We start from the raw sequence: 26284 nt of genomic DNA on the forward strand, positions 1-26284 counted from the left end.
CGGGCTAATCACCCTCCTGCCGCAACGAAGTCGGCTTCGCCGAACTCCTTGTGACTCAGTCGTCTTCGGGGAATCGGCCCTCGTCGAGGTCCTTCATCAACCGGTCCAGACGCCTTGCCGCATCGGCGAGATCGTGTTTGGCAGCCGCTGTGATGACCAGCAGCTTCCGGGACAGCGCCATCCGTACGCCCTCCGGGACTTGCAGTTCGCGCACCACTGTGTGCGCTTCTTTCAGTCGGTCCGCGACGACCCGGTAGAGCTCGAGTTGGCTGTCGCGTTCCATGCGCCGATTGTGCCATCTGGGGCGAGTTGTCGCCTCCGGCGGGGGCAACTGAGGGATTCCGGGTGGCTTCCGGCTCCCCAACGACCATCGATCGCGCAAGTCCCAATCAGGCCATCTGCTGTGCAGCCTAGGCTAGTTGACGCCACCCTGACACCCCACAACGCAACACACCCCCTGTCCCGAAAGACAGGGGGCGTGTTGGGCCGAAAGACTGCCGAAGACCCGCCGGGCAGGCGGCTTCCGGCCTTCGAAAGCCGCCGACGAAAGCCTCAGGCCAGCGAGGTGCTGGGCTTGTGGGAGGGGCGCTTCGCCTCGTACGCGGCGATGTCCGGCTCGTTCTGCAGGGTGATGCTGATGTCGTCCAGGCCGTTCAGCAGCCGCCAGCGGGCGTTCTCGTCGAGTTCGAAGTCCGCCGTGATGCCTTCGGCGCGGACCTGGCGGTCCTGGAGGTCCACCGTGATCTCGGCGTTCGGGTCGCTCTCCGTCAGCTCCCAGAGCGCGTCCACGACTTTCTGGTCGAGAACCACCGTGAGCAGCCCGTTCTTCAGCGAGTTGCCCCGGAAGATATCGGCGAACCGGGACGAGATCACGGTTTTGAAGCCGAAGTTCTGCAGCGCCCACACGGCGTGCTCGCGCGACGATCCCGTACCGAAGTCGGGGCCCGCGACCAGCACCGACGCCCCCTGGCGCTCCGGCTTGTTCAGGATGAAGGACGGGTCCTTGCGCCAGGCCTCGAAGAGTCCGTCCTCGAAGCCGTCCCTGGTGACCTTCTTCAGCCAGTGGGCCGGGATGATCTGGTCGGTGTCGACGTTGGAGCGGCGCAGCGGGACGGCCCGGCCGGTGTGCGTGGTGAATGCTTCCATGGCTGATCAGACTCCAGCGGGCGTACGGGCGTCGGTGAGGTCGGCGGGCGAGGCCAGATGGCCGAGAACCGCTGTCGCGGCCGCGACCTGCGGGGAGACCAGGTGGGTACGGCCGCCCTTGCCCTGCCTGCCCTCGAAGTTGCGGTTGGAGGTGGAGGCGGAGCGCTCACCGGGGGCCAGCTGGTCCGGGTTCATACCCAGGCACATCGAGCAGCCCGCGTGGCGCCATTCGGCGCCGGCGGCGGTGAAGACCTTGTCCAGGCCCTCCTCGACGGCCTGCAGGGCGACCCGGACCGAGCCCGGGACGACCAGCATCCGTACGCCGTCGGCGACTTTGCGGCCCTCCAGGATCGAGGCGGCCGAGCGCAGGTCCTCGATGCGGCCGTTGGTGCACGAACCTACGAAGACGGTGTCGACGTCGATGGCGCGCAGCGGCTGCCCCGCGGTCAACCCCATGTACTCCAGGGCCTTTTCGGCGGCCAGGCGCTCCGAAGCGTCTTCGTACGAAGCCGGGTCGGGGACGGAGGCCGAAAGCGGTGCGCCCTGGCCCGGGTTGGTGCCCCAGGTGACGAACGGCGAGAGCTCGGTGGCGTCGATGACCACCTCGGCGTCGAAGACCGCGTCCTCGTCCGTCTTCAGGGTCTGCCAGTACGCGACCGCCGCGTCCCAGTCCGCGCCCTCGGGGGCGTGCGCGCGGCCCTCCAGGTAGTCGAACGTGGTCTTGTCGGGGGCGATCATGCCTGCCCGGGCGCCGGCCTCGATCGACATGTTGCAGATGGTCATCCGGGCCTCCATCGAGAGCTTCTCGATGGCTGAGCCGCGGTATTCCAGCACATAGCCCTGGCCGCCGCCGGTGCCGATCCTGGCGATGATGGCCAGGATCAGGTCCTTGGCGGTGACGCCGTCGGGCAGCTCGCCGTCGACGGTGATGGCCATGGTCTTGAAGGGCGCCAGTGGCAGGGTCTGGGTGGCGAGCACATGCTCTACCTGTGAGGTGCCGATCCCGAACGCCAGGGCTCCGAAGGCGCCGTGCGTGGAGGTGTGCGAGTCACCGCAGACCACGGTGGTGCCGGGCTGGGTCAGCCCCAGCTGCGGTCCCACCACGTGGACGACGCCCTGCTCGACGTCGCCGAGCGGGTGCAGCCGTACGCCGAACTCGGCGCAGTTCTTGCGCAGCGTCTCCAGCTGGGCCCGGGAGACCGGGTCGGCGATGGGCTTGTCGATGTCGATGGTCGGGGTGTTGTGGTCCTCGGTCGCGATGGTGAGGTCGAGGCGCCGGACCGGGCGGCCGCTCTTGCGCAGACCGTCGAAGGCCTGCGGGCTGGTCACCTCGTGCAGCAGGTGCAGATCGATGAAGAGGAGGTCGGGCTCGCCCTCGGCGCGCCTGACGACATGGTCGTCCCAGACCTTCTCCGCGAGTGTCCTACCCATCGCTTTCCCTCCGGCCGGCGTCGTCGCCGGCCCAACTAGAGACCGGGTGCTCCGCCCGGGCCCCCGGGACCGGACGGTGGCTGCGGACCGTTGTGCGGACCGCCAGTACAGGTTCGCAAGTTCCGGAGAAAATTGAACTTGCGTTTCACAGAGTGAGACGCGAGTATCGTTTCATGGACAACTCTAGCGGCGTCGGCGTTCTCGACAAGGCGGCTCTCGTCCTGAGCGCCCTGGAGTCCGGTCCGGCCACCCTCGCGGGGTTGGTCGCGGCCACCGGGCTCGCACGACCCACGGCACACCGCCTTGCCGTGGCACTGGAACACCACCGGATGGTGGCGAGGGACATGCAGGGCCGGTTCATCCTCGGCCCGCGGCTCGCGGAGCTCGCGGCCGCGGCCGGCGAGGACCGCCTGCTGGCCACGGCAGGCCCCGTGCTCACGCATCTGCGCGACGTGACGGGCGAGAGCGCGCAGCTCTACCGTCGCCAGGGCGACATGCGGATCTGCGTGGCGGCGGCCGAGCGGCTGTCCGGACTGCGGGACACCGTGCCGGTCGGCTCGACCCTGACGATGAAGGCGGGCTCCTCCGCGCAGATCCTGATGGCCTGGGAGGAGCCGGAGCGGCTGCACCGGGGCCTGCAGGGCGCCCGCTTCACGGCGACGGCCCTGTCGGGCGTACGGCGCCGGGGCTGGGCCCAGTCGATCGGCGAGCGCGAGCCGGGCGTGGCCTCGGTCTCGGCGCCGGTGCGCGGCCCGTCCAACCGCGTGGTGGCGGCCGTCTCGGTCTCCGGACCCATCGAGCGCCTGACCCGCCACCCCGGCCGGATGCACGCCCAGGCGGTCATCGACGCCGCCGCCCGCCTCTCCGAGGCCCTGCGCCGCAACGGCTAGCCCCGCCCCACGTCCGCCTCCGGCCCACCGCTTCAACGCCGCAGCGGTGGGCCGGAGGCGTGTCCGGGGCCGCTGAGCGACCGTGCGGGAGCAGGTGCCGGGACCGCGCCGCCAAGGGCCGGCGGAGCGCTACGCCTTCAGGCGGTCCGCCGCGCGCTCGCCCCGGCGGCCGACCGGCACCACGCCCGTCGCCTTGCCCAGGCCGAACTCCGGCATCCCGGCGTAGATCGACTCGTACGAGCCCGCCGGGACCACATACGTCTCGTGCCAGATCCCCACGGCCCCCTTGGCCCCGCGCGCCCGGCGGTTGAAGGCCGCCCAGGCCGGGCGGTGCTCCTTGTCCTGCGCCGACGCGTACGCCAGGAGCTTCTCCTTGGACTCCCAGTACTGCACCACCGCCAGTGTGCGCGGCCCGGCCAGGACGGGCTGGAAGCCGAGCAGCCCGCTCCCCTCCTCCTTGACGAGCTCCTTCAGCATCCGGGGCATCGCGGACGTGACCGGCAGCCAACTGCGCAGCGAGCGGAAGCGGTTGATGCGCATCCCGATGAGGAAGACGACCACGTCCCCCTCGGCGCCGGCGGTCATGCGTCCCTCGATCAGCTTGGCGCTCATGGTGATCCCCCAGTGACACGTTGGTTGGGCGTGCATTGGATAGTTCCGCTATCCGATGGTTAGATAGTGGCACTCTCCAAAGAAAGGCGCAAGAGGAATGAGACTGGCGGAGCTGAGCGAGCGCAGCGGGGTCGCGGCGGCGACGATCAAGTACTACCTGCGCGAGGGGCTGCTGCCGCCGGGCGACCGGGTCACGGCCACCCAGGCCGACTACGGCACGGCGCACCTGCAGCGGCTCAAGCTCGTGCGCGCCCTGATCCAGGTGGGCCGGGTGCCGGTGGCCGCCGCCAAGGAGGTGCTCGCGGCCCTGGAGGACGACTCCCTGGACCAGCACTCCCGCCTGGGCGTGGCCGTCGAGGCCCTGCCGAACGCGCCGGAGCCCAGCCCCGGCGACCCGTACACACAGGCCGCGCGCGCGTCGGTGGACGCGCTGATCGACGGGCTCGGCTGGCAGTACGGGGGCTCGGACCCGGAGGGGAGCTCGGGCGCGTATCGGACCCTGCTGACGGCGGTGACCGCGCTCGCCCGGCTCGGATACCCGTGCGGCACCGAGGAGTTGGCACCGTACGCGGCGGCCGCGACCCAAGTGGCGGTCACCGACCTGGACTTGGTGGAGCGCTACGCGACGCCCGCCGAACAGGTCGAGGCGGCCGTGGCGTTGACCGTGCTCTACGAGCCGGTGCTGCTGAGCCTGCGACGGCTCGCCCAGGCGCAGGAGTCGGCGCGGCGCTTCGTCCGCCCGTGACCGCCGCCCGGCGACGGGCCGCCCCGGGCGCGGGGAGCGGGCACACGGAAGGGGCCCGGCACACTGTGTGTGCCGGGCCCCTTCTTCACGTACCCCCGACCGGATTCGAACCGGCGCTACCGCCTTGAGAGGGCGGCGTGCTAGGCCGCTACACAACGGGGGCTAGCTGGTGCTGCTGTTACTGCGCTGGGCTACCAGGACTCGAACCTAGAATGACGGTACCAGAAACCGTAGTGTTGCCAATTACACCATAGCCCATGGTGGTTCAGACCAATATCTGGTTGAGACCAGTACCCCCGACCGGATTCGAACCGGCGCTACCGCCTTGAGAGGGCGGCGTGCTAGGCCGCTACACAACGGGGGCCCTAGCGATCCTGCATGAGAGCCAGCGGGTGCGACCCGGACTGCCTCCCTGGGAAGGATCTGTACCCCCGACCGGATTCGAACCGGCGCTACTGCCTTGAGAGGGCAGCGTGCTAGGCCGCTACACAACGGGGGCTTTGCGGATCTGGAATCCGCGGTGCAGATGAGCTCTGCGAGCTGGCCTACCAGGACTCGAACCTAGACTAACGGAACCAGAAACCGTCGTGCTGCCAATTACACCATAGGCCACCAAAGCGCAACCCCTGCTGGGAGTCTTGCTCGGCTTGCGCTTTCGGTTCCGGGCTTTTCTTCCCGCTCCCCTCGGCGCAGGAAGAACATTACCCGAAGGTGTCCGGCGCTCCAAAACGGGTATCGCGGCGCAGCAGGTCGGGGAGCTCCTCCAGGCCGGTGATCCGGATCAGTTCGGGCCGCCCGCCCACTCCGTTGCGGTCCAGCCAGATCCCCAGCAGCCCCGCCTCGACGGCGCCGCGCGCGTCGATGTCCGGCTGGTCGCCCACGTACGCGACCTCACCCGGCGCGAGCCCCAGCGCGTCGCAGGCCGCGTGGAAGGCCCCGGCGTCGGGCTTGGAGATCCCCAGCTCGACCGCGCACACCACGGCCTCGAACCGGTCCCGCACGCCCAGGACCCGCAGCTTGCGCTCCTGGTGGTGGAGGGAGGAGTTGGAGAGGACGGCGTGCCGGTAGCCCTGGGCGAGCAGGTCGAGGGCGGGCACGGTGTCGGGGAAGAGCGACCAGGCGGCTTCGTAATGGTTCAGGTGCCGCTCGAACCAGGCCTCCGCCTCGGGGTCGCTCAGCTCGGCGCCGAGGAAGGCGCGCACCCGGTCGCGCCGCTGCCCCTCCCAGTCCGTCTCCCCCGCGGCGAACCTCGCCCAGTGGTACGCGGTGAGCTTGTCCCAGACGGCGAGCGCCTGCTCGACCGACGCGTACGCGGCGGGCAGCCCCTCGACCTCCAGGTGCTCGCGCATGCCCGTGCGGCCGGCCGAGGCGTAGTCGAAGATCGTGTCGTCGATGTCCCAGAGGACGGCCCGGGTCGCCATGCCGTCGACGGTACCCCGGCGGCGCGCTCCCCGGCTGGGCGTTCGGGGGAATCCCCGGTCATGCGGCGACGGTACGACGCCGAAGGGGCGGCAGCCGGTCCGGCCACCGCCCCTTCGGGTCGTACGCGGGTGACTACCCCGCCAGTTTCGCCAGCGCCGCGTCGATGCGGGCCAGGGTCTTCTCCTTGCCCAGGATCTCCAGGGACTCGAAGAGCGGCAGGCCCACCGTGCGGCCGGTGACGGCGACGCGGACCGGGGCCTGCGCCTTGCCGAGCTTGAGGCCGTGCGCCTCGCCGGCGGCCAGGACGGCCTCCTTGAGGGACTCCGGGGAGGACCAGTCGGCCGCGTCCAGCTTCTCGCGGGCCGTGCGCAGCAGCGCGTCCGAGCCCTCCTTCATCGCCTTCGCCCAGGACGCCTCGTCCTCGACCGGCTCCTTGAGGAAGAGGAAGTCGACGTTGGCCGTGATGTCGGAGAGGACGGTCACGCGGGTCTGGGCGTGCGGCGCGATGGCCTCCCAGGCGGCGCGGTCGAAGTCCTCGGGCGCCCAGTTGGCGTGCGGGGCGGTCAGCCACGGCTCGCAGGCGGCCGTGAACGCCTTCACGTCGAGCATGCGGATGTGGTCCGCGTTGATCGACTCGGCCTTCTTCAGGTCGAAGCGGGCCGGATTGGCGTTGACGTCGCTGACGTCGAACTTCGCGACCATGCCGGAGATCGAGAAGACGTCCTGGTCGGCCGAGAAGGACCAGCCGAGGAGGGAGAGGTAGTTGAGCAGGCCCTCCGGGAGGAAGCCGCGCTCCCGGTAGACGTTCAGGGAGGCCTGCGGGTCGCGCTTGGAGAGCTTCTTGTTGCCCTCACCCATGACGTACGGCAGGTGGCCGAAGGCCGGGGTCTCCTTGGCCACGCCCAGCTCGATCAGCGCCTTGTAGAGCGCGATCTGGCGCGGGGTGGAGGAGAGCAGGTCCTCGCCGCGCAGGACGTGGGTGATCTCCATCAGCGCGTCGTCGACCGGGTTGACCAGCGTGTACAGCGGGGCGCCGTTGGCACGGACGATGCCGTAGTCCGGCACGTTGTCCGGGGTGAAGGTCAGCTCGCCGCGGACCAGGTCCGTGAAGGTGATCGGCTCGTCGGGCATCTTGAAGCGGACGATCGACTCGCGGCCCTCGGCGCGGTACCGCTCGATGCGCTCGGCGCTCAGGTTGCGGCAGGTGCCGTCGTAGCCCGACGGCTTGCCGGCCAGACGGGCGGCGTCACGACGGGCTTCCAGCTCCACGGCCGTGCAGAAGCAGTGGTACGCGTAGCCGCCCGCGAGCAGCTTCTCGGCCACGTCCTTGTAGATGTCCATCCGCTGGGACTGGCGGTAGGGGGCGTGCGGGCCGCCCACCTCGGGGCCCTCGTCCCAGTCGAGGCCCAGCCAGCGCAGCGAGTCGAGCAGCTGGTTGTACGACTCCTCGGAGTCGCGCGCCGCGTCGGTGTCCTCGATGCGGAAGACCATGGTGCCCTGGTGGTGCCGCGCGAACGCCCAGTTGAACAGGGCGGTGCGGACCAGGCCGACGTGCGGGTTGCCGGTCGGGGAGGGACAGAAACGGACGCGGATGTTCGCGTCCAGGGGGTTAGCCACGCTTGATCACCTTGTTGGTGAGAGTGCCGATGCCTTCGATGGTGACGGCGACCTCGTCGCCGACGTTGAGGGGGCCGACCCCGGCGGGGGTGCCGGTGAGGATGACGTCGCCCGGGAGCAGCGTCATCGCCTCGGTGATGTGGACGACCAGGTCCTCGATGGAGCGGATCATGTCGCTCGTGCGGCCCAGCTGGCGCTGTTCGCCGTTGACCGTCGCCTGGATCGTGAGATCCGTCGGGTCGAGGTCGGTCTCCACCCAGGGGCCGAGCGGGCACGAGGTGTCGAAGCCCTTGGCCCGGGCCCACTGCTTCTCGCGCTGCTGGGCGTCGCGCGCGGTGACGTCGTTGGCGCAGGTGTAGCCGAAGATGACGTCCTTGACGCGCTCGCGCGGGACCTCGCGGCACATCCGGCCGATCACCACGGCCAGCTCGGCCTCGTGGTGCAGCTCGTTGGAGAAGGAGGGGTACTCGATCGCGTCGCCGGAGCCGATCACCGAGGTGGTGGGCTTGAAGAAGGCGACCGGCACCTCGGGGACCTCGTTGCCGAGCTCCTTCGCGTGCTCCGCGTAGTTGCGGCCGATGGCCACGACCTTGTTGGGCAGCACCGGCGGCAACAGCCGGACCTTGCTCAGCGGGACCTTGGTTCCGGAGAGCTCGAAGTCGGCGTACGGAATGCCCTTGATGATGTCGAGGACCGGCCCCTGCGGGGTGTCCTCGACCGCGCCGAAGGCGACATTGCCGTCGATGGAGAATCTGGCGATGCGCACGGGATGCTGTCGCCCCTCACTTGGTCGCTGGCTGGAGACTGACGCTCCAGGCTAACGCGGGTGAGGGGGACGACCTGCGTTTTGTCCTCCGCGTACCGCTGTCGCGTTACCGCCGCGCGGTGGCGCTCGCGGGTGTTACGGCGCGGTGGCGGCGACCGGGGCGTCCATCAGGACGGTGCGGCGCGGGTTGGCCGTCTGGGCCGGCAGGTCGAGGGAGTGCTCGGGCAGGAGCTCCGTCTGCATCTCCTCGGCGTCCGCGAGGTGCGCCAGGGTGGTGCGGCGCGGGTTGGCTATGGTGCGGATCATCATCGTCGTCTTCATCTGCCGTTCGGACCCTGTCGGTTGCGGGGCGCGCGGCGGCGCCGGTTGTCGGATTGCCCATCCCTGTAAAGCGTCAGGCTAAACATTCGAATTCCCGGCAAACGGCTGTAGAGGCGACGATCATCATGTGAGTTTGCTCACGAGTTGGTAAACAATTCGGGCATTACGGCCCATCAACTCCGGCTCCCGAAACGGACATTGCACCACTGAACCTTCCATTCCGCTCTTGATCATGGCGACTGGGTAGCTCCTCCCACGTAAGCGACTCGTGGGTAAAAGTCCGATTCATCCGTGCATACCTTCTACGGCTTGTGACCCGGTCATCACAATGTGTCACTCAGGTCACAGCCCGGTACACGGGCCTTGTTGGAGATCCGGCACTGTGCTGGAATTCCACGCACCGCCGCGGGTCACTGACCGGCGCGCAGGGGCGCAACGCAGCGCCGAGTGGCGGCGGGGAGGGGGAGTCCAACAAGCGCCGGTCACTCACGACCAACACATGGGGCGCACACTTGCCCCACGACGCCGACACCGTCCCTTCCGTTCAGAGCGGGGGGACGCCTGGTCCAGAGGTTGCGACGCTAGTGCAGGGACGTTTCAAGAGGGATGGCAGCGCTGCGGCGGAGCAGGAGCCGCACGGCGGGACTGGCCCCACATCAGTCAGTTCCTCGCCCCAGCACGCCCAGAACCCCCGGGCCACCCAGAATCCGTCGGCTCCTTCGCCGGGCGGTGACGACAAGGGCGGCCCCTCCGGCCCGACCGGCCGCTCCGCCGCGGGCGGCGAGAAGCCCTCGGCCGCGCCCAAGCCGAAGCCGGCGGTGGACACCGGGTCGCGAATAGCCCTGCGCAACTGGCGCATCTCCACCCGACTGGTCGCGCTGCTGACCCTGCCCGTGGTCGCCGCGACCACCCTCGGCGGGCTGCGCATCAACCAGTCGATGAACGACATGAAGCAGCTCGACCACATGCAGCTGCTCACCGACATGACCAAGCAGGCCACCGAGCTGGCCGCCGCGCTCCAGGAGGAGCGCGACAAGTCGGCGGGCCCGCTGGCCACCGAGACCGGCTCGGACATGGTCCAGACGGCCCGGTCCACCACCGACCGCGTCAAGCAGTCGTTCATGACGGCCACCCAGGACGTCGACAACCCGGACAACGACGACGCCCTGGAGTCGATCCGCCGTAACGTCACGGCCATCGCGATCCAGCTCCAGGACCTCGACAACATCCGCAAGAGCGCCTACCACGGCGACGTCTCGGACTCCCAGACCGTCGAGGGCTACAGCCGCCTCATCCGCGGCCTCCTCAGCCTCTCGCAGGACATGGCGCAGGCCACCTCCAACCCGGAGATGATCAAGCGCACCCGTGCGCTGGCCGCGTTCTCCTCCGCCAAGGAGTACGCCTCCATCCAGCGCGCGATCATCGCCGCCGCGCTCCCCGCGACCAAGGACAAGACCGGCACGCTCGCCGAGTCCGACCGCCTCTACGCCAAGTCGGCGGCGGACGGCGAGCGCCAGGAACTGTCGTCGTTCTCGATCGTGTACGAGAGCAACCACGGCAACCCCGAAGAGCTGATGGCCCCGCTCGACAAGGGCAACTCGGAGATCACCGCGGCCAACGCGTACTCCCAGCGCGTCCTCAAGGGCGGCCTCGCCACGGAGACCAAGCGCTCGTACCTCGACTGGTACGACCAGGACTCCAACAAGATCAACCAGATGAAGACCATCGAGCAGACGCTGCTCGGCGAGATGGAGCAGAAGGCCCGCGAGCTGCGCGACCAGTCGCAGCGGGACGCGATCCTCAACGGTGCCCTGATCCTCATCGTCCTCGGCGTCTCGCTGGTCGGCGCGTTCGTCGTGGCCCGGTCCATGATCCGCTCGCTGCGGCGGCTCCAGGACACCGCGACCCGGGTCGCCCAGGACCGGCTGCCCGAGCTCGTCAAGCAGCTCTCCGAGTCCGACCCGCAGGACGTCGACACGTCCGTGGAGTCGGTCGGCGTGCACTCCCGGGACGAGATCGGCCAGGTGGCCGCGGCCTTCGACGACGTGCACCGCGAGGCCGTGCGTCTCGCCGCCGAGCAGGCCCTTCTGCGAGGCAACGTCAACGCGATGTTCACCAACCTCTCGCGCCGCTCGCAGGGCCTCATCCAGCGTCAGCTCTCGCTCATCTCCGAACTGGAGTCCCGCGAGGCCGACCCGGACCAGCTCTCCTCGCTCTTCAAGCTCGACCACCTCGCGACCCGTATGCGCCGGAACGGTGAGAACCTCCTCGTTCTGGCCGGTGAAGAGCCCGGTCGCCGGTGGACCCGGCCCGTCCCGCTGGTCGACGTGCTCCGCGCCGCCGCCTCCGAGGTGGAGCAGTACGAGCGCATCGAGCTGGCGGCCGTGCCCGCCACCGACGTCGCCGGCCGCGTGGTCAACGACCTCGTGCACCTGCTCGCCGAGCTGCTGGAGAACGCCACCTCGTTCTCCTCGCCGCAGACCAAGGTCCGCGTCACCGGTCACGCGCTGCCCGACGGCCGCGTCCTGGTCGAGATCCACGACACCGGCATCGGCCTCTCCCCCGAGGACCTCGCCGCGATCAACGAGCGGCTGGCGTCGCCGCCCACCGTGGACGTCTCCGTCTCGCGCCGCATGGGTCTGTTCGTGGTCGGCCGCCTGTCCCTGCGACACGGCATCCGCATCCAGCTGCGCCCCTCCGACTCCGGCGGTACGACGGCGCTCGTCATGCTGCCCGTCGACGTCGCCCAGGGCGGCAAGAAGGCCCCGGGCAAGCCCGGCGGCCCCCAGTCGCAGGCCCCCTCGGGCCCCGGCGCCGGCCGTCCCGGCGTCACCCCGGGCCCCGGTGCCCGCGCCGGTCTCGCCGGTGCGCTCGGCAGCGGCCCGGCCGGCGGCCCCGGTGGCGGCCGGCTCGGCACGGGCGCCCCGCGCGGTGCGGTGGCCGGCGGCGCCGGTCCGCGTGCCGCGCTGCCCCCGCGCGACGGCGGCGGCCAGCCCCAGCGGGGCCAGAACCAGGGCGGCTTCGGCCAGGGCGGCGGCTTCGGCGCCGGCGCCCCGGCCCAGCAGCCCCTGGCCCCGCGCCGCGGCGACCGTCCGCTGACCCCGCCGCCCGGCGCCCCGCGCGCCGAGCTGCCCGGCGGCGGCGCCCCACAGCGCCCGCAGGCCGCGAGCTGGGGCAACGAGCAGGCGGCGCAGGACGGCCCGCGCGGCCACGAGGAGATCGAGCAGCACACCGGCCAGTACCCCCGGCCGCAGCTCGACGACCGCCAGGGCCCCGGCTCCACGGCCGAGTTCGCCCGCCCCGACTTCGACGGGCCGCCGCCCGGCCAGGACACCTCGTCCACCGGCCAGTTCGTGCGCCCGGACGTCTTCGGCGCGCCGCAGGGTGCCCAGTCGCCGTCGAACACCGGCCAGTACGAGCGCCCCGGCGCGTACGGCCAGCCCACGGGCCAGAACGCTGCCCAGAACGCAGCCCAGAACAACGGCATCGGCACCGGCCAGAACACCGGCCAGTACGCCCGCCCGCCGATGGACGACCGCCAGGGACCCGGGGCCACCTCGGAGTTCGCCCGGCCTGACTTCGACGCGCCGCGCGCCCCGCAGCAGCCGCAGCCCCAGCAGTACCAGGCGCCGCAGCAGCCCCGGCAGAACCAGGGGCAGCAGCGTCCGGCCGCCGGGAACCCGCGGCAGTCGCAGCCCGAGGCACTGCCGCCGGCTCCGAACGCCGGTGACGGCCGTACGCCGCTGTACGACACCCTGGAGACCAACTGGTTCCACGGCCAGGGTGGTCAGCAGGGCGGTCAGAACGGCCAGCAGCCGGGGCAGCCCGCACCGGGCGCCCAGGGCCAGGGCAACCAGGGCCAGGCCGGCCGGGGCGGACCCCAGCAGGGTGGTCCGCGTCCGGCGCAGTCCCCGGCCGCGGCGCCCCAGAGCGCCGAGCGCCGCCCCGCCCCCGTCCAGCGCGACGCCAACGGCGCGGCCGGCAACGGCTCCTGGCGGCCCTCGCCCAACGACGAACTCGTCCGCCAGGCCGAGCGGGCCCGCAAGCCCGCCGCCGGCGGTATCACCACTTCCGGTCTGCCCAAGCGGGTCCCGCGTGCCAATCTGGTGGCGGGCACCGCACAACAGCAGCAGAACCAGGCAGGCCCCCAGGTCTCGCGTGCGCCCGACGACGTGCGCGGCCGCCTGACCAATCTCCGCCGGGGTATCCAGCAGGGGCGGCAGGCCGGCAACGGCCCGTCGACCGGCAGTTTCTCGATGGACCCCACTCACCAGCAGGAGCGATAGTTGAGTCAGATGAGCCAGGCGGCGCAGAACCTGAACTGGTTGATCACCAACTTCGTGGACAACACCCCCGGGGTGTCCCACACGGTGGTGGTCTCCGCCGACGGTCTGCTGCTTGCCATGTCCGAAGGTTTTCCGCGGGACCGGGCCGACCAGCTCGCGGCCGTGGCGTCCGGTCTCACCTCGCTGACCGCGGGTGCGTCCCGGATCTTCGAGGGCGGCACCGTCGCCCAGACCGTGGTGGAGATGGAGCGCGGCTTCCTCTTCCTGATGTCCGTCTCCGACGGCTCCTCGCTGGCCGTGCTCGCCCACCCCGAGTGCGACATCGGCCTGGTCGGTTACGAGATGGCCCTCCTGGTCGACCGCGCGGGCTCGGTCCTCACCCCGGACCTGCGAGCGGAGCTCCAGGGGAGCCTGCTCCACTGAGGCCCCCCCACCTCAGTCAGAAACCACCGTCCGGCCGCAACGCCCCCCACCGGCCACACAAGACGGCTCGAAGACACTCGCTGTCCCTGCTGTCCCGCCCGGAGGATCCATGACCCCGCCACCCGCCTCACACGATTCGTACGGCGCTCTGCACGACGCGCACTACGACAGTGAAGGCGACCAGCCGCTGGTCCGCCCGTACGCCATGACGGGCGGCCGGACCCGGCCGCGCTACCAGCTCGCCATCGAGGCGCTGGTCAGCACGACCGCGGACCCGGCGCACCTGGCGACGCTGCTCCCGGAGCACCAGCGGATCTGCCACCTGTGCCGCGAGGTCAAGTCGGTGGCGGAGGTCTCGGCGCTGCTGCAGATGCCGCTCGGCGTGGCCCGGATTCTTGTCGCCGACCTGGCGGAGGCCGGCATGGTGGCCATCCACCAGCCGGGCAATGGAGAGGCCGGCGGCACGCCGGATGTGACGCTGCTCGAAAGGGTGCTCAGTGGACTTCGCAAGCTCTAGCGGCGGTGCTGCCCGCTCTACCACCTCCGCGAAGATCGTGGTGGCGGGCGGCTTCGGCGTGGGCAAGACCACGTTCGTCGGCGCGGTCTCGGAGATCAACCCGCTGCGCACCGAGGCCGTGATGACGTCCGCGTCCGCGGGCATCGACGACCTCACCCACACCGGGGACAAGACCACCACCACGGTGGCCATGGACTTCGGCCGCATCACCCTGGACCAGGACCTGATCCTGTACCTCTTCGGTACGCCGGGCCAGGACCGCTTCTGGTTCATGTGGGACGACCTGGTCCGCGGCGCCATCGGCGCCGTCGTCCTCGTCGACACCCGCCGCCTCGCCGACTGCTTCCCGGCCGTCGACTACTTCGAGAACAGCGGCCTGCCGTTCGTCATCGCCCTCAACGGCTTCGACGGCCACCAGCCGTACACCCCGGAAGAGGTCCGCGAGGCCCTGCAGATCGGCCCGGACACCCCGATCATCACCACCGACGCCCGCCACCGCGGCGATGCGAAGAGCGCGCTGATCACGCTGGTCGAGCACGCACTGATGGCACGACTCAAGTAGGCAGGGGCATACGGCAGTTGTCGTAGACGAACGGGGGCGGACTGTGTCCTTTGACACGATCCGCCCCTGTGTTCATAACGTTTCGACAGAGAATTCCCTCGTCACGGACACCCGCCGCGTTCACCTGGTCTCACTGTGCTCACATTAGCCCCGCCATTTGGCGGGGCTCGCTCTTTATGCCCGTTTTATCTGAGGCGTGCGCCACTCGGAATCCCGGATTCCAGCTGTTTGGAACGGACCCCCCTGGCGTGCTGGAATTCGACGAACTCCCGAGTAGTACGGCTCAGAACATTTATAGGCACACCACGAGAGGTGCCGGCGCCGAGAGGTTGTTGGTCGAGTGAGGCGAAGCACGACGAGCTCCGCGACGCAGCAGGCGCGGGGCAACTTCACCCCGCCGCAGCGCAATGCGGCGACGCCGGACGAGCGGCCGTCCCCCGCCGGGGGCAAGGGCGCGGGTCAGGCCGCCGCCCCCGACTCCGGCAGTCGGAGCAAGTTCTCGCCGCGCAACTGGCGGGTGGCCACCCGTCTGAACGCCATCCTCCTCATCCCCGTCCTCGTCGGCCTCGTCATGGGCGGCTTCGAGGTCAAGGGCTCCATATCCACCTGGCGCGACGCGCGTGACGCCGAGAAGACGGCGCAGATCGTGCGCGCCGCCTCGGAGTACGGCCAGGCCCTGCTCAACGAGCGTGACCTCACCGCTCAGCCCCTGCTGCAGAACAAGCGCGACGCCGACGTCATCAACAAGGCGTACGCCACCTCAGACGCGGCCCGCGCCAAGTTCGACGCCGAGGTTCAGGGCATGCCGGACACGGCGAGCCTCAAGCGCCGTCTGGCCAAGGTCCGCGAGGCCGAGAAGAACCTCGACGCCCTGCGCAAGACCGCGTTCGCCAAGGGTGTCGAGGCCAAGAACCCGGTGCTGACCGAAGAGGGCTACACCCAGGTCCCCCACTACCTGAGCACGTTCTCCAACGAGCTCGGCCTCGGCACCGGCAACATCACCAGCTACGGCCGCATGGTCTACGCGGTCGACCTCGCCAAGGCCGCGGAGTCACTGCAGCGTTCCATTGGTCTGCACCTCATCATCCGTCCGAGCGAGGACCCCAAGACCTTCCAGATGCAGGTCAAGGCGTTCAACTCGTACAACTACCTGGAGTTCATCGCCCTCGGCGAGTTCGACGCGGGTGGTACGGACGCGGACAGCGCCCATCTGAAGCAGGTCATGGAGGCCAAGGCCGCCCAGGCCGCCAAGGACCTCCCCGCGACGCGCCAGCAGGCCGACGACGGCCCGCGCATCGGTGCCGCCCCGGCCCGCGACGGCTCGCCCTTCAACAGCATGGCCGCCGCGATCGGCGAGGGACAGAGCGCCAAGCAGCTCAAGGCCCAGGGCATCACGCCCGACACCTGGATGGCCGCCTCCACCGCCAAGTTCGACGGCTACACCGAGATCGAGCAGGACCTGGTCACCAAGGCCGTGACCGAGGCCGGCCAGATCGCGGACGACGCCAAGACCTCCGCGTACCTCAACGGCGCGATCGTCGTGGTCTCGCTGCTCGCCGCCTTCATCCTGGCCGGCATGGTGGCCCGCCAGATGAGCCGCTCGATGCGCCGGCTGCGCTCCGCCGCCTTCGAGGTGGCCGAAACGCGACTGCCGATGCTCGTCGACCAGCTCTCGCGCACCGAGCCCGGCCGGGTCGACACCCGGGTCGAGCCCATCCCGATCACCTCCACGGACGAGATCGGCGAGGTCGCCCGCGCCTTCGACCAGGTCCACCGCGAGGCCGTTCGGCTCGCCGCCGAGCAGGCGCTCCTGCGAGGGAACGTCAACGCGATCTTCACCAACCTGTCGCGCCGCAACCAGTCCCTGATCGAGGGCCAGCTGACTCTCATCACCGACCTGGAGAACAACGAGGCCGACCCGGACCAGCTGGAGAGCCTCTTCAAGCTGGACCACCTCGCGACCCGTATGCGCCGCAACGGCGAGAACCTCCTGGTCCTCGCCGGCGAGGAGCCGGGCCGCCGCTGGAACCAGCCGGTCCCGCTGGTCGACGTGTTGCGCGCCGCCTCCTCCGAGGTGGAGTCGTACGAGCGCATCGAGCTGACCGGTGTGCCGGAGAGCGAGATCCACGGCCAGGCCGTGACCGACCTCGTGCACCTGCTCGCCGAGCTCCTGGAGAACGCCACCACGTTCTCCTCCCCGCAGACCAAGGTCCGTGTCACCGCCACCCGTCTCCCCGACGGCCGCGTCATGATCGAGATCCACGACAAGGGCATCGGCCTCACCGCCGAGGACTTCGCGGACATCAACCACAAGCTGGCGAACCCGCCGACCGTGGACGCCGCCGTCTCGCAGCGCATGGGCCTCTTCGTGGTCGGCCGGCTCTCCGACCGGCACGGCATCCGCGTCCAGCTGCGCCCCTCCGGCGAGCAGGCGGGCACCACCTCGCTGGTCATGCTCCCGGACGCGATCACCCACGGTGGCGGTGGCGAGCCGCTGCCCGGCGACGACTTCACCGTCTCGCAGATCATCCCGGAGCAGCAGAGCTTCGAGGCCCCGGCGGCCCCGGCCATGCGCACCGCCGCCGAGCTCGGCTTCGACGACTCCCGTTACGAGACGGGCGAGCAGGGCGACTCCCTCCAGCTCGACCCGGTCAACCGCTCGCTGATGCGCGAGGAGCGCCGTGCAGCCCTGGAGGCCCAGGCGCAGGGCGGCGACCGCCCGCTCTACCGCGACGAGGTCGACGGTGTGCAGCAGGGCGCCGCGTACGACGAGCAGTACGCCCAGCAGTCCTACGACGGCGGGTACGAGGAGTCGTACGACGGCCGGCAGGCCGCGTACGGCGACCAGTTCGAGGGGCAGCAGCAGTACGCGCAGGACTACCCCGACGCGTACCCGCAGGAGTCCTACGGACAGCAGCAGAACGGCTACCAGGACCAGGGCTATGCGGAGGCCGCCTACCAGGCGCCCGCGGCCGACGGTCCGCGGTACGACGGCGGTTACGGCGACGCGCCCCACCAGGGCGAGTGGCAGCAGAACGCCGCGTACCAGGATTCGTACGCGTCCGACTACCCGCAGGCGAACGAGGAAGCGGAATCCGCTCCGGACGTTCCCGCGGGCGGTCGCGAGCGCGTAGGCTTCGACCGTCCGGGCCCCACCCCGGCCTCCTCCCACGAGCTGACCGGCGCCGGTCTGCCCAGGCGCGGCAGCGGCCAGCAGAACTGGCAGCCCGCCGCCCAGGAGCCGCAGCAGAAGTCCGAACCGCAGCGGCCCGAGCAGCAGCGGCAGCCCGTCAAGGGCACCGGCCCCGCGACCGTGAACGGAACCGGAAACGGAACCGTGAACGGTACCGCTGCCGGAGCCGCCGACGGCGCCGCTTCTGGCACCGACGAGCCCACCGGCGACTGGCGTTCGACCAATGACGAGCGCTGGACGCGGGCCGAGAAGCTGCGTGAGCCGAAGGCCGGCGGGGTCACACCCTCGGGGCTTCCCCGGCGGGTGCCCAAGGCCAATCTGGTCGAGGGCGCGGCGGAGCAGACCCCGCAGGGCGGCCCACAGGTCTCCCGCGCTCCCGAGGACGTCCGCGGCAGGTTGAGCAACTTGCGCCGCGGTGTCCAGCAGGGCCGCAGCGCGGGGTCGGACACAAGTAACACCTACAACCAGGAGCGTTAGTGTGAGCCCGATGAGCCAGGCGGCGCAGAATCTGAACTGGTTGATCACCAACTTCGTGGACAACACCCCCGGGGTGTCCCACACGGTGGTGGTCTCCGCCGACGGACTCCTGCTGGCGATGTCCGAAGGCTTCCCCCGGGACCGGGCCGATCAGCTGGCGGCTGTTGCCTCCGGACTGACGTCCCTGACCGCGGGAGCCTCCCGGATCTTCGAGGGCGGTGCCGTCAACCAGACGGTCGTGGAGATGGAGCGCGGCTTCCTCTTCATCATGTCCATCTCGGACGGGTCCTCGCTGGCCGTACTCGCCCACCCCGAGGCCGACATCGGTCTCGTGGGCTATGAGATGGCCCTTCTTGTCGACCGCGCGGGCACCGTCCTCACCCCGGACCTGCGCGCGGAACTCCAGGGCAGTCTCCTTAATTAGTTGTGAACTTCCCGTTCTCAACTACCAGACAGGCAGTGCGTTTCTCGCCACCGCGCCATAAGGTGCGGTGGCGCGGTCCCACAGGAACGGGCGACCGGCAGTCGGAGGAGGAAACGTGACAACACCCCCAGGCGGACACCCATACAACGGTGGCCAGCAGTCTCCGGGTGAGCACGGGCAGAACCGGTTCAACTTTCCCTCCGCCCCCAGCAGAAGCGGTCAGGGCCAGCACGCGTACCAGCAGCCCCAGCGCCAGCCGGGCCCGTACGACCAGCCGCCGCAGCCCCGCATCGAGCCGGTGCAGCCGCGGCAGACCCCCAAGTCTTCCCCGGCGGGCGGCACGCACAATCCCCTTGTGCGTCCGTACGCCATGACCGGCGGCCGCACCCGGCCGCGCTACCAGCTCGCCATCGAGGCGCTGGTGCACACCACGGCGGAACCCGCCCGGCTGCAAGGGCAGTTGCCCGAGCATCAGCGGATCTGCCATCTGTGCCGTGAGATCAAGTCGGTCGCCGAGATCTCGGCACTCCTCTCCATTCCCCTCGGCGTTGCCCGAATCCTCGTCGCCGACCTGGCGGAGGCCGGACTTGTCGCCATCCACCAGCCCGGCGGCGACGAGTCCGCCGGCGGCCAGCCAGATGTGACACTGCTCGAAAGGGTGCTCAGTGGACTTCGCAAGCTCTAGCGGCGGTGCTGCCCGCTCCACTACTTCCGCGAAGATCGTGGTGGCGGGCGGCTTCGGCGTGGGCAAGACCACGTTCGTCGGCGCGGTCTCGGAGATCAACCCCCTGCGTACCGAGGCCGTCATGACGTCCGCATCCGCGGGCATCGACGACCTCACGCACACGGGCGACAAGACGACCACCACGGTCGCGATGGACTTCGGCCGCATCACGCTCGACCAGGACCTGATCCTGTACCTGTTCGGCACGCCCGGCCAGGACCGCTTCTGGTTCATGTGGGACGACCTGGTCCGCGGCGCCATCGGCGCCGTCGTCCTCGTCGACACCCGCCGCCTCGCCGACTGCTTCCCGGCCGTCGACTACTTCGAGAACAGCGGCCTGCCGTTCGTCATCGCGCTGAACGGCTTCGACGGCCACCAGCCGTACACCCCGGAAGAGGTCCGCGAGGCCCTGCAGATCGGCCCGGACACCCCGATCATCACCACCGACGCCCGCCACCGCGCGGACGCGAAGAGCGCGCTGATCACGCTGGTCGAGCACGCGCTGATGGCACGGCTTCGGTAGCCCTGCGCCCGTACGACGCGAAAGGCCCCGCCGCTCCCTCTTGTGGAGCGGCGGGGCCTTCGTCATGTGTCCGTCTGCGGGCCGGCGGGGGCGCCCCGCACGTACACGCGGAAGGCCCCGCCGCTCCACAAGGGAGCGGCGGGGCCTTCTCTCAGGCTCTAGGGCCTGTCGTCACATTCCCGTCGTCGCCCGAAGGGCGGTCCGGCGGCGTCTGGTGCGTGCTCTCGGCGCGCCGGGCGAGAGCCCACGTACTGGACGTACGTGGGCTTTCGCCCGGTGCGGCGAGAGTGCGTGCCAGGCGTCGCAGGACAGACGGGAATGTGACGACAGGCCCTAGGAGCCTAGCCCTGCCAGGAGTGCGGTGCCCGGAAGCCCGGGGTGCGCTCCAGGCGGCGCCAGCCTGCCGTGTCGCGGCCGCGGGACGGGGACGGGGCGGGCTGGGCGGCCGCGCGGGCGAGCAGGACGGCCGTGATGGCCGCCAGCTCCTCCGGCGCCGCTTCGCCCTTCTCCACACGCAGGACTGAGGGGGAAGAAACAGGGGTGTTCACTCGGACTCCTCGTTACTGAGGCGGGTTGCCGTGCTTGCGGGACGGCAGGTCGGCGTGCTTGGTGCGCAGCATCGCGAGGGAGGCGATCAGCACCTCGCGGGTCTCGGCGGGGTCGATGACGTCGTCGACCAGGCCCCGCTCGGCCGCGTAGTACGGGTGCATCAGCTCGGCCTTGTACTCCTTGACCATGCGCACGCGCATCGCCTCGGGGTCCTCGGCCTCCGCGATCTGCTTGCGGAAGATGACGTTGGCGGCACCTTCGGCGCCCATCACCGCGATCTCGTTGGTCGGCCAGGCGTAGGTGAGGTCGGCGCCGATGGACTGGGAGTCCATGACGATGTACGCCCCGCCATAGGCCTTGCGCAGGATCAGCGAGATCCGGGGCACGGTCGCGTTGCAGTACGCGTACAGCAGCTTGGCGCCGTGCCGGATGATTCCACCGTGCTCCTGATCGACACCGGGCAGGAAGCCGGGCACGTCCAGAAGGGTGACGATCGGGATATTGAAAGCATCGCACATCTGAACGAAACGGGCGGCCTTCTCCGACGCCTCGATGTCCAGGACGCCCGCGAGCGACTGCGGCTGGTTGGCCACGATGCCCACGACCTGGCCGTCGAGCCGGGCCAGGGCGCAGATGATGTTGCGGGCCCAGCGTTCGTGGATCTCCAGGTAGTCGCCGTCGTCGACGAGCTCCTCGATCACCTTGTGCATGTCGTACGGGCGGTTGCCGTCGGCGGGCACCAGGTCGAGCAGCACGTCACCGCGCCGGGTGGCCGGGTCCTCGCTGGGGTGCGACGGCGGGTTCTCGCGGTTGTTGGAGGGCAGCATCGACAGCAGGTACCGCACCTCGGCGAGGCAGGTCTCCTCGTCGTCGTACGCGAAGTGCGCCACGCCCGACGTCTCGGCGTGCACGTCCGCGCCGCCGAGGCCGTTCTGGGTGATCTCCTCGCCGGTCACCGCGCGGACGACGTCCGGGCCGGTGATGAACATCTGCGAGGTCTCGCGGACCATGAACACGAAGTCGGTGAGCGCCGGGCTGTAGGCCGCGCCGCCCGCGCACGGGCCGAGCATCACGCTGATCTGCGGGATGACGCCCGAGGCGCGGGTGTTGCGCTGGAAGATGCCGCCGTAGCCCGCGAGGGCGCTGACGCCTTCCTGGATACGGGCGCCGGCGCCGTCGTTCAGGGACACCAGCGGCGCCCCGGCCGCGATGGCCATGTCCATGATCTTGTGGATCTTCGTGGCGTGGGCCTCACCGAGGGCGCCGCCGAAGATGCGGAAGTCGTGGGCGTACACGAAGACCGTACGGCCCTCGACCGTGCCCCAGCCGGTGATGACACCGTCCGTGTACGGCTTCTTGGCCTCCAGGCCGAAGCCGGTCGCCCGGTGCCGCCGCAGCTGCTCGACCTCCTTGAACGAACCCGGGTCGAGGAGCAGGTCGATCCGCTCGCGTGCGGTCAGCTTGCCCTTGGCGTGCTGCGCCTCGGTCGCGCGCTCGCTCGGCCCGCGCCGGGCCTGCTCGCGCAGGGCCAGCAGCTCGGCCACACGGCCACGCGCGTCACTCGGCTCACCCGGGGTTTCGTCCACAACGGTCATGCATCGACCCTACGAACTCGACCAAGAATTTCCCGCCGTCGACTCTGTACAGTCTCCGGACCTTTTTCCTGGTACCCCTGAACAGAACATCGCCGCGATGCAGGCGAAGTGCCAGCTCAGGGTGGTCGGGCTTTGTGGAGGTCCAACAAGGCGGTCAGATGAGAGCCACGTCACAGCGGTGGCTCGCGCATGCCGTGCCGGGGGTGATCCGCAGCCGCAGCGCCTGGCCGGTGGCCAGGACCTCGACCGTGGGATCGGCACTGGTCACCTGTCGTACGGGATGGTTCCAGGCCACCTCGAACGGCCGCCCGGTGCGCGGTGGCTCGGCGATCCGGAGCGTGGCCGTGGCCCCTTTGCTCCGTACGAGGACGCTCGCGGGCGCGGAGGCCGACAGCGGGCCCGCGCTCCCAGCCTGCCAGAAGTTGGCGCACAGGAGGTCCAGGGCGGGCACGGACACGGCCTGGCGGGCGGCCGTGTTGGCGAGGACCGACAGCCAGCCGGTGTCGGCGGCGCGGGCCGCGACCGTCTGCCGCGAGGCGCCCGGCAGCAGCTGGTAGCTGTACGAGGCGTTCGCCGGGTCGACCCCGTGGTCCAGCCACAGCGTCTGATAGGTGCGGGTGCGGCGCTCGGCCGAGCTCGTGGTGTTGATGTCGCTCCACGCCCCGGTCCTGGCTTCGCGCAGGGTGTGCAGGGCGGTGGCGCCGCCGGGGAAGACCCAGCCGCCGTGACCGGCCAGATGCGCCCAGCGGGGCCGGGACCGCCGGTCGAGGGTGAAGGCGGCGGTCCCGGCCTCGCCCAGGTTGCGGTTGTCGACCACCGTCTCGACCCGGACGCCGTCGGTCGCGGTGATCCCGGCCCCGAGGCAGATGACCGTCCCGGCCGTGCAGAACCAGGACTTGCGTGCCTCAAGGGTCGAGCCGAGCCCCTTCAGATGCTGGCCGACGGCCCCGAACTCGCCGTCGCTCACCCCGCCCACCCACGTCACGGCGGGCTTGGCCGCGCCCCACTCGCCGCCCGCCCGGTCCGCGAGCCGCTTGGTGGACACCGTGGTCCCCGGCAGCCGGTACGGGTCCACGGTCGGCCAGAACCAGTCGGTGTACTGGTCGTTGCCCTGCTCGCCCGGCCACCAGTAGAGCATTCCGGCGCCGGTGTGCCAGCCGCGCGGGTTCTCGCCGTTGCCGCACTCGTAGTACGAGATCCGCTCCGAGGCCATCGCGATGTTGGCGGTCCAGGCGGGCCCGCGGTGGACGGCGCGGTCCATGGCGGCGAAGAGGGTGTGCCCGACCGGCTCGGGCGCGGCCGCCACCGGCGCCTCCACGACCGCCTGGAGCCGGGCGAGGTCCGCGACCCCGAACTGGCGGGCGGACAGGACGGGGTGGGTCGGGTCCCGCTCGATCCAGCCCTTGATCAGACTCTGCCACCGCGTCCGCTCGGCCTCGGAGGCGCCGCCCGCGAGGACCGCGACGGCGGCGATGACCGCCTGCCCGTGGAAGTGGTCGCCGCGCATGACGTGCAGATCGTCCACGAGCAGATAACCCCGGCTCACCGCACGCCCGTTGACGCTGTCCATCACCAGGCCGTTGTGGATCAGCGGCGCGTACGCGTGCTCCACGCTGTCGAGGACGATCTGCCGGTTGGGGTCGGTGACGGCCCAGCTCGTCCCGGCGAGCAGCGTGAAGAGCCGCCCCAGCCCGTCGAGCATGACCTGTCCGTACGTACCGGAGTAGGCGATCGACGTGTGCTGGACGAAGGATCCGTCGGCGTAGAGGCCGTCGCCCTTGGTGACGTACGGGAAGACGGGCGAGAGGGCGTCGCGGGCGAGCGCGAGCTTGGCCGGGGTGCGGCCGATCGCCCCGCGCACCGCGACCGAGCGGCACAGGTCGACGCGGTTGGCGCCGGTGGAGGTGCCGGAGTAGTCGGCGAGCGCGGAGTCGGGGACGAAGTGGTCGACGGCAGCGCAGGCGGCCTGGATCCGGCCCTCGTCCAGGTGCTCGTAGAGCGCGTTGACGAGGTCGGTCAGCAGGCGGGGGCTGCCGATCTGCCACTCCCACCAGTTGCCGTAGCGCGTGGTGGACGGGTTGTAGACCTTCGCACCGATGTGGTCGAGACCGGCCACGAGATCACCGAGCAGACCGGCGTCACCGGTGAGGCCGGTGGCGGGCTGGAGGAAGGCCTGCGCCATGGTCCACAGCCGGCTGTAGCTCTGGGTGATCCCGGCGGGCGGATCGAACGGGCAGTCCGGCCAGAGTGAACGCTCGGCCGGGACCATCGAGGCCCGGAAGGCGCGGGCCCGGTCGCCGGTCTCCTTGAGCCGGGAGGCGTACGGCTCGGCGCCCGGGTCGAAGCCGGTGCCGAGCGAGAGGTCGCGCCAGCGCCCGCGCAGCAACGCGAACTCGTCGGCGTCGACCTCTTGGGCGGCGGACGCCTCGGGAACCACGGCCAGGGTGACAGCGCTTGCCCCGATGACGGAGAGGAACGTACGACGGGACCACGCTGGCAGCAAGGACACAGGGAACTCCCGGAGGGGGAAGTGGTGCAGACCGCTGCCGCATGGTGTAGCACGGTGTGCCCGGGACGTTCAATGCCCCGGACACACCGAACAGAAAGCGCTTACTCGCTCACCCGCTTCACCGGCGCACGTTCCACGTCACAGAGTCGCTCAGCCCGGCGGCGATCTGCGGATCCCGCACCGACTTCGTCGGATCCGTCACGGTCACCTTGAGCTGGTGCGTACGCCGGTCCCACGGGGAGATGACGGCCTGCGCCACACCGACCCAGGTGCGCCCCTCGAACCGGCTCAGCTCGCGGCCGTCCAGGTACCAGCGGATCCTCGGCTGCCTGACGTCCGCCCCCACCAGCCGGGGCACCGTCACCCGCGCCCGGTCGTGGGCGCGCAGGGTCTGCGCGGTCGGCACGGCGGCCGTGGCGATCGAGGCGTGCCGGTAGAACCCGGCGATCATCGCCTCGCGTCCGGGCAGGCTGAAGGGCTTGCCAAGGATGCGCATGATCGAGTTGTCCGTCGGCCGGAAGAGACCGGTGACGTAGTAGCCGCCGCCCTCGTACGCGCCCACCGTGCCGCCGTCGGGCGAGGTCTCCCCCAGCCACCGGTACCACTTGGTCCGCCGCGCGGCCATCTCGCCGGCGCTCAGCACCGAGATGTTGGACTGGTCGGCCTCGGGCCCGGAGTAGTGCTCATAGCCGGGCGTGCCCGGATAGAAGTACTCGTCCGCGAGCTTGCCCAGCGAGTGGCCGGTCTCGTGGATGGCGACCTGCCCGGACTTGGCGTTGTCGGCCGACGCCGTGGAGATCCCCTCGTAACCGAGCTTCTGGCTGGGCTCGTTGTAGCCGGCGCCGCCGTACTTGGCGCTGTTGGCCAGCACGATCACCAGGTCGGCCTGCGGGGCCTTGGCGACGTACGAGTCGACCTTGGCCTGGTCGATGCAGAGCAGCCGCTCGATGCCGTCGCACCAGAAGTAGGCGCCGAGCGCGGTGTTCTTCACATCACCCTTGGCGGGGTCGCCGGAGACGCCCGACTGCGCCGAGACGGCGTCGACGGTCCATACGTTGAACAGGTTCTGGTACGTGGTGTACGGCTCGACGCCGGTCACCTCGCCCCACTTCTCCTTGGCGTCGGCGTGGAACTTCGCCAGCTGGTCGACGGTGTACCCGTCGCCGACGATGACGACGTCGAGGCGGTCGGCGCTCGGCCCGTTGTCGACGATCTCGCTGACGTCACCGTCGGCGTCGGCGGCCCGGCCGAAGAGCCGGGCGGCGGGACGGCTCACTCCCGTGGCCGGGACGTGCGTATGCCCCGACCCGGCGACGGCACCCCCCTCGGGCCCGGGTATCTCGACCTCGACGCGCGGCCGGGGAGCCGGGGCGCCGGCGGCCGTGGCGGGTATGGACAGGAGCGCGGCGACGACGGACGCGGCGAGTCCGGTCGCCGCTATGGTTCTGCGCAACGACGGACGCAGTGACGGGCGCAATGACGGACGCAAGGCTGGGCGCAGGGCTGGGCGCATGAATTCCTCCCCCGGTGACGGAAGTTAAGCGATCGGATA

22 protein-coding genes and 5 tRNA genes are annotated in these 26284 nt (G+C 70.4%); 10 read left to right on the forward strand and 17 right to left on the reverse strand.

Features of this window, described 5'->3' with window-relative positions:
• Nucleotides 1–55: 55 nt before the first annotated feature.
• The 3 genes from AB0G17_RS13975 to leuC all read right to left on the reverse strand — a co-directional run bounded on the left by AB0G17_RS13975 (nucleotide 56) and on the right by leuC (nucleotide 2577).
• Complete coding sequence (locus tag AB0G17_RS13975; protein ID WP_361380719.1) at nucleotides 56–283, reverse strand: hypothetical protein; 228 nt, start codon at nucleotides 281–283, stop codon at nucleotides 56–58.
• 269 nt (nucleotides 284–552) lie between these two features.
• Nucleotides 553–1146, reverse strand: coding sequence for a 3-isopropylmalate dehydratase small subunit (leuD, locus tag AB0G17_RS13980; RefSeq protein ID WP_361380722.1), 594 nt, complete (start codon nucleotides 1144–1146; stop codon nucleotides 553–555).
• 6 nt (nucleotides 1147–1152) lie between these two features.
• On the reverse strand, nucleotides 1153–2577 hold the full coding sequence (gene leuC / locus AB0G17_RS13985) for a 3-isopropylmalate dehydratase large subunit (protein ID WP_361380725.1): 1425 nt from the start codon (nucleotides 2575–2577) through the stop codon (nucleotides 1153–1155).
• Between the two features lie 173 nt (nucleotides 2578–2750).
• Between leuC and ndgR the strand changes: the two genes are divergently transcribed.
• On the forward strand, nucleotides 2751–3467 hold the full coding sequence (gene ndgR, locus AB0G17_RS13990; protein WP_005311436.1) for an IclR family transcriptional regulator NdgR: 717 nt from the start codon (nucleotides 2751–2753) through the stop codon (nucleotides 3465–3467).
• A 129-nt stretch (nucleotides 3468–3596) separates the two neighbouring features.
• Here the strand turns inward: ndgR and AB0G17_RS13995 are convergent, their stop codons facing one another.
• Nucleotides 3597–4079: a DUF4188 domain-containing protein gene (locus AB0G17_RS13995; RefSeq protein ID WP_361380729.1), complete on the reverse strand. Its 483-nt coding sequence runs from the start codon at nucleotides 4077–4079 to the stop codon at nucleotides 3597–3599.
• Nucleotides 4080–4176: 97 nt separating this feature from the next.
• On the opposite strand from AB0G17_RS13995, the gene AB0G17_RS14000 reads away from it, so the two are divergent.
• Nucleotides 4177–4824 carry a MerR family transcriptional regulator gene (locus AB0G17_RS14000; protein WP_361380732.1) on the forward strand — a complete coding sequence of 216 codons (648 nt, stop codon included), beginning with the start codon at nucleotides 4177–4179 and terminating at the stop codon, nucleotides 4822–4824.
• Nucleotides 4825–4914: 90 nt separating this feature from the next.
• On the opposite strand, the gene AB0G17_RS14005 is transcribed toward AB0G17_RS14000, so the two are convergent.
• From AB0G17_RS14005 to AB0G17_RS14045, 9 genes are all read right to left on the reverse strand, one after another.
• A tRNA-Glu gene (locus AB0G17_RS14005) sits at nucleotides 4915–4987 on the reverse strand.
• Nucleotides 4988–5010: 23 nt separating this feature from the next.
• Nucleotides 5011–5082, reverse strand: a tRNA-Gln gene (locus tag AB0G17_RS14010).
• A 33-nt stretch (nucleotides 5083–5115) separates the two neighbouring features.
• Nucleotides 5116–5188: transfer RNA gene (locus AB0G17_RS14015), tRNA-Glu, on the reverse strand.
• A 62-nt stretch (nucleotides 5189–5250) separates the two neighbouring features.
• Nucleotides 5251–5323, reverse strand: a tRNA-Glu gene (locus tag AB0G17_RS14020).
• A gap of 41 nt (nucleotides 5324–5364) precedes the next feature.
• Nucleotides 5365–5436, reverse strand: a tRNA-Gln gene (locus AB0G17_RS14025).
• A gap of 89 nt (nucleotides 5437–5525) precedes the next feature.
• Nucleotides 5526–6245, reverse strand: coding sequence for an HAD family hydrolase (locus tag AB0G17_RS14030; RefSeq protein ID WP_361380735.1), 720 nt, complete (start codon nucleotides 6243–6245; stop codon nucleotides 5526–5528).
• Between the two features lie 133 nt (nucleotides 6246–6378).
• Nucleotides 6379–7863 carry a glutamate--tRNA ligase gene (gene gltX, locus AB0G17_RS14035; protein WP_361380738.1) on the reverse strand — a complete coding sequence of 495 codons (1485 nt, stop codon included), beginning with the start codon at nucleotides 7861–7863 and terminating at the stop codon, nucleotides 6379–6381.
• Entirely contained in the window at nucleotides 7856–8629 is a 774-nt protein-coding gene (locus AB0G17_RS14040; RefSeq protein ID WP_283141362.1) for a fumarylacetoacetate hydrolase family protein, read from the reverse strand. The genes gltX and AB0G17_RS14040 overlap by 8 nt, the downstream gene beginning before the upstream one ends.
• 135 nt (nucleotides 8630–8764) lie before the next feature.
• Complete coding sequence (locus AB0G17_RS14045; RefSeq protein ID WP_361380742.1) at nucleotides 8765–8950, reverse strand: hypothetical protein; 186 nt, start codon at nucleotides 8948–8950, stop codon at nucleotides 8765–8767.
• Nucleotides 8951–9534: 584 nt separating this feature from the next.
• Between AB0G17_RS14045 and AB0G17_RS14050 the strand changes: the two genes are divergently transcribed.
• The 8 genes from AB0G17_RS14050 (at nucleotide 9535) to AB0G17_RS14085 (ending at nucleotide 20079) form a co-directional block, all read left to right on the forward strand.
• Nucleotides 9535–13236, forward strand: coding sequence for a nitrate- and nitrite sensing domain-containing protein (locus AB0G17_RS14050; RefSeq protein WP_361380745.1), 3702 nt, complete (start codon nucleotides 9535–9537; stop codon nucleotides 13234–13236).
• Between the two features lie 9 nt (nucleotides 13237–13245).
• Nucleotides 13246–13659: a roadblock/LC7 domain-containing protein gene (locus AB0G17_RS14055; protein ID WP_067164664.1), complete on the forward strand. Its 414-nt coding sequence runs from the start codon at nucleotides 13246–13248 to the stop codon at nucleotides 13657–13659.
• Between the two features lie 109 nt (nucleotides 13660–13768).
• Nucleotides 13769–14176, forward strand: coding sequence for a DUF742 domain-containing protein (locus tag AB0G17_RS14060; protein WP_067164662.1), 408 nt, complete (start codon nucleotides 13769–13771; stop codon nucleotides 14174–14176).
• Entirely contained in the window at nucleotides 14157–14738 is a 582-nt protein-coding gene (locus AB0G17_RS14065; RefSeq protein ID WP_361380748.1) for an ATP/GTP-binding protein, read from the forward strand. Before AB0G17_RS14060 ends, AB0G17_RS14065 begins: the two co-directional genes overlap by 20 nt.
• 340 nt (nucleotides 14739–15078) lie before the next feature.
• Entirely contained in the window at nucleotides 15079–18408 is a 3330-nt protein-coding gene (locus tag AB0G17_RS14070) for a nitrate- and nitrite sensing domain-containing protein (RefSeq protein ID WP_361380751.1), read from the forward strand.
• A gap of 10 nt (nucleotides 18409–18418) precedes the next feature.
• The gene (locus tag AB0G17_RS14075) at nucleotides 18419–18832 is read left to right on the forward strand and encodes a roadblock/LC7 domain-containing protein (RefSeq protein WP_026057603.1); all 414 of its coding nucleotides are present in this window, start codon (nucleotides 18419–18421) and stop codon (nucleotides 18830–18832) included.
• Nucleotides 18833–18947: 115 nt separating this feature from the next.
• Nucleotides 18948–19517, forward strand: a complete 570-nt coding sequence (locus AB0G17_RS14080; protein WP_361380754.1) for a DUF742 domain-containing protein — start codon at nucleotides 18948–18950, stop codon at nucleotides 19515–19517.
• Complete coding sequence (locus AB0G17_RS14085) at nucleotides 19498–20079, forward strand: ATP/GTP-binding protein (protein ID WP_344431943.1); 582 nt, start codon at nucleotides 19498–19500, stop codon at nucleotides 20077–20079. Before AB0G17_RS14080 ends, AB0G17_RS14085 begins: the two co-directional genes overlap by 20 nt.
• Before the next feature lie 341 nt (nucleotides 20080–20420).
• Here AB0G17_RS14085 and AB0G17_RS14090 read toward each other — a convergent pair whose 3' ends face one another.
• From AB0G17_RS14090 to AB0G17_RS14105, 4 genes are all read right to left on the reverse strand, one after another.
• Nucleotides 20421–20627 (reverse strand): acyl-CoA carboxylase subunit epsilon, encoded by a 207-nt coding sequence (locus tag AB0G17_RS14090; RefSeq protein WP_361380758.1) that lies wholly within the window; start codon nucleotides 20625–20627, stop codon nucleotides 20421–20423.
• A 12-nt stretch (nucleotides 20628–20639) separates the two neighbouring features.
• Nucleotides 20640–22223 (reverse strand): acyl-CoA carboxylase subunit beta, encoded by a 1584-nt coding sequence (locus AB0G17_RS14095; protein WP_361380761.1) that lies wholly within the window; start codon nucleotides 22221–22223, stop codon nucleotides 20640–20642.
• Between the two features lie 154 nt (nucleotides 22224–22377).
• A complete protein-coding gene (locus AB0G17_RS14100) occupies nucleotides 22378–24723 on the reverse strand; it encodes a polysaccharide lyase 8 family protein (protein WP_361381182.1) in 2346 nt (781 codons plus the stop codon).
• Between the two features lie 127 nt (nucleotides 24724–24850).
• Nucleotides 24851–26185: a M64 family metallopeptidase gene (locus AB0G17_RS14105; protein WP_361380764.1), complete on the reverse strand. Its 1335-nt coding sequence runs from the start codon at nucleotides 26183–26185 to the stop codon at nucleotides 24851–24853.
• Between the last annotated feature and the right edge of the window lie 99 nt (nucleotides 26186–26284).

This window comes from Streptomyces sp. NPDC023838 (assembly GCF_040639555.1).
GTDB lineage: Bacteria > Actinomycetota > Actinomycetes > Streptomycetales > Streptomycetaceae > Streptomyces.

Bases quoted from the DNA above. Each gene is read 5' to 3' on its own strand.
- AB0G17_RS13975 (WP_361380719.1), bottom strand. From the start codon at position 283: ATGGAACGCGACAGCCAACTCGAGCTCTACCGGGTCGTCGCGGACCGA.
- leuD (WP_361380722.1), bottom strand. From the start codon at position 1,146: ATGGAAGCATTCACCACGCACACCGGCCGGGCCGTCCCGCTGCGCCGC.
- leuC (WP_361380725.1), bottom strand. From the start codon at position 2,577: ATGGGTAGGACACTCGCGGAGAAGGTCTGGGACGACCATGTCGTCAGG.
- ndgR (WP_005311436.1), top strand. From the start codon at position 2,751: ATGGACAACTCTAGCGGCGTCGGCGTTCTCGACAAGGCGGCTCTCGTC.
- AB0G17_RS13995 (WP_361380729.1), bottom strand. From the start codon at position 4,079: ATGAGCGCCAAGCTGATCGAGGGACGCATGACCGCCGGCGCCGAGGGG.
- AB0G17_RS14000 (WP_361380732.1), top strand. From the start codon at position 4,177: ATGAGACTGGCGGAGCTGAGCGAGCGCAGCGGGGTCGCGGCGGCGACG.
- AB0G17_RS14030 (WP_361380735.1), bottom strand. From the start codon at position 6,245: ATGGCGACCCGGGCCGTCCTCTGGGACATCGACGACACGATCTTCGAC.
- AB0G17_RS14045 (WP_361380742.1), bottom strand. From the start codon at position 8,950: ATGAAGACGACGATGATGATCCGCACCATAGCCAACCCGCGCCGCACC.
- AB0G17_RS14055 (WP_067164664.1), top strand. From the start codon at position 13,246: ATGAGCCAGGCGGCGCAGAACCTGAACTGGTTGATCACCAACTTCGTG.
- AB0G17_RS14060 (WP_067164662.1), top strand. From the start codon at position 13,769: ATGACCCCGCCACCCGCCTCACACGATTCGTACGGCGCTCTGCACGAC.
- AB0G17_RS14075 (WP_026057603.1), top strand. From the start codon at position 18,419: ATGAGCCAGGCGGCGCAGAATCTGAACTGGTTGATCACCAACTTCGTG.
- AB0G17_RS14095 (WP_361380761.1), bottom strand. From the start codon at position 22,223: ATGACCGTTGTGGACGAAACCCCGGGTGAGCCGAGTGACGCGCGTGGC.